The following is a 6,689-nucleotide window of genomic DNA, read 5'->3' on the forward strand; positions in this document are numbered from 1 at the left end:
CGAACTACTCATTGACCTCCTCCCCTTCCTGAAAAAGGAGGGGGATCTCAACCCGTGTCCTCAGGGGAGGAGGACGGGTTGGGGTTCGCGGTTCGTCCGTCCCGGTGCTCCGGGGCGTCCCCGCGCAGCGACCGCCGGTCCGGCGGCCGACGCAGCCTGCCGCGCTGCGTGAGCGATGTTGGATGCCGCGTTCACATCGGCGTTGCCCGCGTGGCGGTCATCCCCCGGATATTAAGGTCTTCCACGCCGATCAGACGAAGGACCGGGCCAGGGTGGTACTGGTCTGCTCCACCCAGTTCCTGCGCCGGTCGACCTGTCGTGCCATCAGCCGCGCGATCGCGGCCCTGAGGCGCGCCCGGCGCCCGCCACCGGGTGCGGCGCGCGACAGCCTGCGGCGCAGCAATCCCAGCCGCCGCGCCTCGCCCGGAGTCAGGCCGGGGACCCTCAACAGGTCCCCGGCCGAGGTCGCGGCCGCCACGGCCACACCCCGGTCGACACCGACCGTTGCGCCGTTGCCGGGACCGGGGATCGGGGCGGGAATGTACGCAAACGCGATATGCCAGCGTCCTGCCCGGTCGCGGGTCACCCTGTAGGACTTCACCCCTTCGGGAACCGGTCGGGACATCCGGAACCGCACCCACCCCACCTTGGGGACCCTGCACCGCACCCCACTTGCGCGACAGGCGCCGCACCTGGCGGGGCTTGAGCCCGACCTGCCGGAACCCTTCGTGCAGCCCGGCCTTGCGCCAGGTGGGCCGCTTGTGGGTTCCGGCGAAGAAGTTCGCCTTGGCCTGGTTGAAATCGCGCAGCGCCTGCTGCTGCACCGTCGCACTCCCGGCGGCCAGCCACCCGAACGCGGCACGCGCCTCGGTCAACTGCCGGCACTGCTCAGCGAACCCCGGCGCCCTGCCCCGGTACCGGGACCACCAACCCTGCTGCTCGACCGCCGGATTCCACACAACCGCGCATGCGCGCAATGCCCGAGCAGGAGTATCTCCTGCTCGACAGTAGGATCAAGACGGTACCGCGACACACGGTGACCTGACTGCTACTCCTCGAACAAAGGAGCGAAAGCGTCACATCACACCTGGCCAACCAAGATCCCCCAGCCGCCGCAACCCCGATGATCGATCCGGGGCGGGTGCATCCGGCCCTGGCCGATGTCTTGGAGATCGATGACTCTCGTGTGCGTGGTTGATCGTTGAAGCAGGCGACTTGCACGGTCGCTTCGCAGCGAACGGCGAGGTGGCGTCCGCGCGGTTGCGACGACCGAGCTGGAGGGACTGTATGAGGGTGTGTTCGATAACAATGATCTGTGACGCCTCGGGAGCGTGATGCCGTTCAAGGACGAGCAGATCGCGAGGCTGGCCGAGTCCGGGTGGTGCGGCTGCGAGTCAGTGGCCGAAGCGGTGGCCAAGGCCGGGCTGCCGGCGGTGACGCCTGACTATTTGGCGACGGCCTTTCGCGGTGATCTGTGGGATGCCGCCGAGCGCGCCGTGCTCGCTCTCAGCGATCACTTCGCCTCGGCTCGTTTCGCGGACGAGACGAGGTATGGAATCCTGCTGGTGCCCGACCCGGGCAGGCTGGACACCCGGCGCCCGATGGCCGCGGCCGTGCGAGCCGACCAGCTCGGCAGGCCCACCGATGACGTGTTCGACGAGCGGCTGCCCGCGGGTGTCCTGGGTATCCGGCCCGGCCCGCCGTGGACCATGGTCGCCACCGTCGTCGGCGTCTATGGGCCGTCCCTGGGCAGCCACGACCAGATCGTGGACGGGCCGGCGGCGGCGTTCACGGTGGCCGGCACCGACACCAGGGCGCTGATGGTCCGTCGGCTCTGGGGTGCCCGCGTCCTGCAAGGCGGCCGTGACCTGCCGGACTGCGAAGCAAACCAGAGATGGACGTTCACGCTCTTCCCCGGCGAAGGCCTCACCGATGGCTTGGCCGAGTCCGGCACCGTACTCAAGGGCAAGGTGCGTTTTCGTTTGGGCAAGCCCGACCGTGGCATCGGATCCGCGCGCGTGGCTCCCGCCATCGCCATCACCTAGATCGTTGATGTGTCCCACCACGCCTTCTGGGGCGCCGAGCTGATGTTGATCACGCCGAGGGAGTGGTGACGGCGTTCGCCTGGTGTCTGCCGGGAAAGTGGAACGCCTCGTGGGGCGTGGTGATCTGACGAAGGCCGGGGCCGTCCACTGGTGTGGACGGCCCGGTGCTCCCTGGCGCGATGCGCCCGAGCGGTATGGCCCGGTTTACGACCTGTTCCCGCGGCTGCCGTGTCAATCGGCCTAGTGGCCTCGGTCTATCCATTCCTGCAGGTGGGGGGCCTCCTCGCCGATCGTGGTGCTGTCGCCGTGGCCGGTGTGGACGACGGTTTCCGGGGGCAGGGCCAGCAGGCGGTCGCGGATCGAGGCGATGATCAGGTTGAAGTCGGAGAACGATCGCCCGGTGGCTCCAGGGCCGCCCTTGAACAGGGTGTCGCCGCTGAACAGGACCGCCAGTTCGGGAACGTGGAAGCAGACCGCCCCGGGCGCGTGCCCCGGTGTGTGGATCACCTCGACGCGGGTGCCCGCGATGTCGATGACCTGGCCGTCCTCCAGATCGCCGTTCGGTCTGCGTTCGAGGTGGGTGAGACGCCACAGCGGCAGGTCGGCGGAGTGCAGCAGGATCCGCGCGCCGGTCGCGTCGGCCAGTTCGGGGGCGACCCGCACGTGGTCGTCGTGGGCGTGCGTGGCCAGGATCGCCACCAGTCGCCGGCTCCCGACGACCTCGCGGATGGCCGCGGCGTCGTGCGGGGCGTCGATCACCACGCATTCGTCGTCGTCTCCGAGCACCCAGACGTTGTTGTCGACGTCGAAGGTCTGGCCGTCCAGGGAGAAGGTCCCCGAGGTCACGGCGTGGTCGATGCGGGCGCTCACTCGAACACCACCACCGAGCGCAGCACGTCGCCGTGGTGCATCTTGGTGAACGCGGCCTCGACGTCGTTAAGGGCGATCGTCTCGGACACGAACGCGTCCAGGTCGAGCCGCCCCTGCCGGTAGAGGTCGATCAGCATCGGGAAGTCGCGCGAGGGCAGGCAGTCGCCGTACCAGGACGACTTCAGCGCGCCGCCCCGCCCGAACACCTCCAGGAACGGCAGTTCCAGCTTCATCTCGGGCGTGGGCACCCCGACCAGGACGACGGTCCCGGCCAGGTCGCGGGCGAAGAAGGCCTGTTCGTAGGTCTCCGGCCGCCCCACCGCGTCGATCACCACATCGGCGCCGAAGCCGCCGGTCAGCTCGCGGATCGCCGCGACCGGATCGGTTCCGGACGAGTTGATCGTGTGGGTGGCGCCGAGCCCGGTGGCCCAGTTCAGCTTGCGGTCGTCGATGTCCACCGCGATGATCTTCGCGGCACCGGCCAGCCGGGCGCCGGCGACGGCCGCGCTCCCGACCCCGCCGCACCCGATCACCGCGACGCTGTCGCCCCTGGTCACACCGCCGGTGTTGATGGCCGCGCCCAGCCCGGCCATCACCCCGCAGCCCAGCAGCCCGGCCGCCGCCGGGCTCGCCTCCGGGTCGACCTTGGTGCACTGGCCCGCGGCCACCAGCGTCTTCTCGACGAACGCGCCGATGCCCAGCGCGGGCGACAGTTCCGTTCCGTCCGCCAAGGTCATTTTCTGTTTGGCGTTGTGCGTGTCGAAGCAGTACCAGGGACGGCCCCGCCTGCACGCCCGGCACTGCCCGCACACCGCGCGCCAGTTGAGGATCACGAAGTCCCCGGGCTCCACCTCGGTGACGCCGTCGCCGACGGATTCGACCACGCCGGCGGCCTCGTGCCCCAGCAGGAACGGGAACTCGTCGTTGATGCCGCCTTCCCGGTAGTGCAGGTCGGTGTGGCAGACGCCGCACGCCTGCACCTTCACCAGGGCCTCGCCGGGGCCGGGATCGGGCACCAGCACGGTCTCCACCGAGACCGGCTCGCCTTTACCCTTGGCCACCACTCCGCGAACTTCGTGCGCCATGGACAGTTCCTCCTCGTGGGCATCGTCGCCACCGTCCACGATAGGGATCAGCGGCCGGGTCCGCCCAAAGCGATTCGTCCTGTGAACCGCCCCCGCTGGCCGCTATCGTCGACAGCCGTGCCTGAAGCCCCCCACCTGCAGACGACTCGGACGTTCTACGACACGATCGCCGAGGACTACCACGACCGCGCCAAGACCGAACTCGACGCCAGACCGCTGGACCGCGCGATGCTGGCCGCCTTCGCCGAGCTCGCCGCCTCCGCCCCCGGCCCCATCGCCGAGCTCGGCTGCGGCCCCGGCCGCATCACGGCGCACCTGCACTCCCTCGGCCTGGACGACATCTTCGGCATCGACCTGTCGCCCGTCATGGTCGCCGTAGCCCGGCGGTCATTTCCCGGCCTGCGGTTCGACGAAGGCTCGATGACCGCCCTAGACCTCAAGGACGGCGCCCTGGGCGGCATCGTCGCCTGGTACTCCCTCATCCACACCCCGCCCGAGGAGCTGCCGGCCGTACTCGCCGAGTTCGATCGCGTACTGGCCCCAGGCGCACACCTTCTGGTCGCATTCCAGGTAGGCGACGGCCCCCTCCATGTAGAAGATGCCTGGGGCCACCCGGTGTCGCTCGACTTCAACCGCCTGTCACCCGACCACATCACCGGCCTGCTCGCCCAGGCGGGCCTGACCGTGGACGCTCGTCTTCAACGCGAGCCGACCGAGAAGGAGTCCGCCCCGCAAGCCTTCCTCCTGGCGCACAAGCCACGGGCCTCGTAGTTCAGCTCGCACGGCGTCGGTGAGCTCGTCGAAGCCGGGGGCCTCTTCGGCTTCGTCCCGCCTGGGATCGCTGCTTCGCTTGCCCCGGTCACTCAGCCCGTACGGCCTGCACAGTGTCCTGGTGCGGCATCGCGGCAGGTATCCGCGGAACGCCGGGGGCTCCCCGTTGCGCACCTGGATATCCAGCAAAAGCCCCGGCACGTAGCTTGCCGGAGCTTTTGCCTGTACTCGTCAACGCCCGATGCGGATGCGGACGTTCACGCCATCGTGGTGCCGGTCGCCACGGCTGTGCCTGTAGTAGCCGCGGTCGCGCCCGTAGTCGCGACGGTCGTGCCGGAAGTAGCCACGGTCGTGCCTGAAGTCGCCACGGTGGTGCCGGAAGAACCGGAAGTCACCATGGTGCCTGCGGCACCTCCAGTTGTCATGGTGACGCCTGTGGCACCTCCAGTCATGGTCCAAGGTAACGCTCTTGCTGACGCTGATACCGCTGGTCGCGGCTGAGGCGTTGGCCGAGGGAATTCCCACGAGCCCGGCGAGCACCATCGCCGCTGTCATCAGACCAATGATAAAGAGTCGCATGTGTTCGTTCCCTTCCCCAGATTTTGCTTTTCTCCGCTAGCTCTCCTTGTCGGGTATGTGCCTTTTCAATCAGCCTAGGAAGAACGGGCTTCATGCAAACCTAAGGACCGGTCAAGCGTGAATCAAATGTCCGGGCGGCGCTGACGGAGGCCCCAACGGGCCCCTGGGCAGGGCCGGCCCGCTCGATGGCGGACGCCGGCGACGAACGCCGTGCCGGGACGGCCGAGGGTGAGCGGCGGGTCAGGGGCCGACCCGCTGTGGCACATCACCGCCAAGGACAACGCCGATGCTCCCAAGCGCGGAGTACAGCCGTGGGATTCGCAGGGCACGTCAGCGTGAGGAAACAGGGCGCGAAGATGCCGGGGCGGTCGCGGGTGCGAAGCTTGCGTGTGGTTCTTGTGGGACGGTGCGGCTGTCGCGGGACGCTGACGCCCGAGGGTATGCCCACTGTCCTCTCGCCGGCCTGCGCCTGTTGGCGTGCCCGCTCAGAAGAAGTAGGTGGATCCCCCTACACGTATGGGACGGCCCGCAGGCAGCGGAGACGCGATCTCCTCAGGAAGCGGAACACTCTTCCAGTCGATGATGAAAGCCCTCGTCCCGGTGCGGACGATCCGCCCGGTCACTTCATGCGTCACGATGGCAGCTCCAGGGGCGCGAAGTTCCACCTCCAGGTGGAGGAGGTCCTTGAAGCTCTCCAGCTCCGTCCCCTCCCAGTAGGCCCCGACCACATGGTCGCCCCACGCACATGCGCTGGGAACGCTGTCGAACAGCCACGCGTAGGTGTCCCAGTCACTGTTGCTGACGCGCACTTCCGCGCGCAGGAGAGCGAATCCGTACGGGCGGCGCCAGACAGGATCCGGAGGCGGCTCCTCGGACGGCGCCCCACCAAGGTCTTCCAACTGGTGCCGGGCGATTTGGTCCCAAGGGTCACGCCGCAACGCCTCCACGAAAGCCTGGCAGGCACCCTCCCGATCGCCGAGCCACTTCAGTGCCATGCCCAGGCCGAGCGGAACCAGCGGTGCGCTCCAGCCACTCGTCTAGGCCGTCCTGGCGGGGAGACTGGAACGCTTCCGGTGCGATCTCCCGGTAGAACTCGGCGAAGTCGCACCACGCCGGTGGTATCCCGGCACCATCACCAGCCCGCGGTGCACGAATAAGCATGTCGATCACGAGGGGCGCCCCTTCATCGAAGAACCTCCGAGGAAACCCCGGCCTTCAGGCCGGGGAGGAATCGGACCCCTGCGGAGCAGGGCAGGAACCGACATTCGCCCCTCGGGGCGAATGCCGGTTGACCAGGCACTATCCAGCACGTTTTCGTCCCTGTGTTCGAGCGTGCACG

Annotated in this window: 7 protein-coding genes; 2 read left to right on the forward strand and 5 right to left on the reverse strand. The window is 68.6% G+C overall.

Annotation, left to right across the window (positions count from 1 at the left end; all coding sequences use genetic code 11):
* Positions 1-250 precede the first annotated feature (250 nt).
* Positions 251-478, reverse strand: coding sequence for a hypothetical protein (locus ABD340_RS47715; RefSeq protein ID WP_344598836.1), 228 nt, complete (start codon positions 476-478; stop codon positions 251-253).
* 919 nt (positions 479-1,397) lie between these two features.
* Here ABD340_RS47715 and ABD340_RS47720 point away from each other — a divergent pair.
* Positions 1,398-2,045 (forward strand): hypothetical protein, encoded by a 648-nt coding sequence (locus tag ABD340_RS47720; protein WP_344598838.1) that lies wholly within the window; start codon positions 1,398-1,400, stop codon positions 2,043-2,045.
* A gap of 240 nt (positions 2,046-2,285) precedes the next feature.
* Here ABD340_RS47720 and ABD340_RS47725 read toward each other — a convergent pair whose 3' ends face one another.
* Together ABD340_RS47725 and ABD340_RS47730 are read right to left on the reverse strand one after the other, a co-directional pair.
* Positions 2,286-2,915, reverse strand: a complete 630-nt coding sequence (locus ABD340_RS47725; RefSeq protein WP_344598840.1) for an MBL fold metallo-hydrolase — start codon at positions 2,913-2,915, stop codon at positions 2,286-2,288.
* Positions 2,912-4,000: an S-(hydroxymethyl)mycothiol dehydrogenase gene (locus ABD340_RS47730; RefSeq protein ID WP_344598841.1), complete on the reverse strand. Its 1,089-nt coding sequence runs from the start codon at positions 3,998-4,000 to the stop codon at positions 2,912-2,914. Before ABD340_RS47730 ends, ABD340_RS47725 begins: the two co-directional genes overlap by 4 nt.
* 117 nt (positions 4,001-4,117) lie before the next feature.
* Between ABD340_RS47730 and ABD340_RS47735 the strand changes: the two genes are divergently transcribed.
* On the forward strand, positions 4,118-4,771 hold the full coding sequence (locus tag ABD340_RS47735) for a class I SAM-dependent DNA methyltransferase (RefSeq protein ID WP_344598842.1): 654 nt from the start codon (positions 4,118-4,120) through the stop codon (positions 4,769-4,771).
* A 231-nt stretch (positions 4,772-5,002) separates the two neighbouring features.
* Here the strand turns inward: ABD340_RS47735 and ABD340_RS47740 are convergent, their stop codons facing one another.
* Both ABD340_RS47740 and ABD340_RS47745 read right to left on the reverse strand, forming a co-directional pair.
* Positions 5,003-5,326 (reverse strand): hypothetical protein, encoded by a 324-nt coding sequence (locus ABD340_RS47740; RefSeq protein ID WP_344598844.1) that lies wholly within the window; start codon positions 5,324-5,326, stop codon positions 5,003-5,005.
* 509 nt (positions 5,327-5,835) lie between these two features.
* Complete coding sequence (locus tag ABD340_RS47745; RefSeq protein ID WP_344598845.1) at positions 5,836-6,345, reverse strand: hypothetical protein; 510 nt, start codon at positions 6,343-6,345, stop codon at positions 5,836-5,838.
* Positions 6,346-6,689: the final 344 nt, after the last annotated feature.

The organism is Actinomadura vinacea (assembly GCF_039532545.1).
Classification (GTDB): domain Bacteria; phylum Actinomycetota; class Actinomycetes; order Streptosporangiales; family Streptosporangiaceae; genus Spirillospora; species Spirillospora vinacea.

Bases quoted from the DNA above. Each gene is read 5' to 3' on its own strand.
- ABD340_RS47730 (WP_344598841.1), bottom strand. From the start codon at position 4,000: ATGGCGCACGAAGTTCGCGGAGTGGTGGCCAAGGGTAAAGGCGAGCCG.
- ABD340_RS47740 (WP_344598844.1), bottom strand. From the start codon at position 5,326: ATGACAGCGGCGATGGTGCTCGCCGGGCTCGTGGGAATTCCCTCGGCC.
- ABD340_RS47745 (WP_344598845.1), bottom strand. From the start codon at position 6,345: ATGGCACTGAAGTGGCTCGGCGATCGGGAGGGTGCCTGCCAGGCTTTC.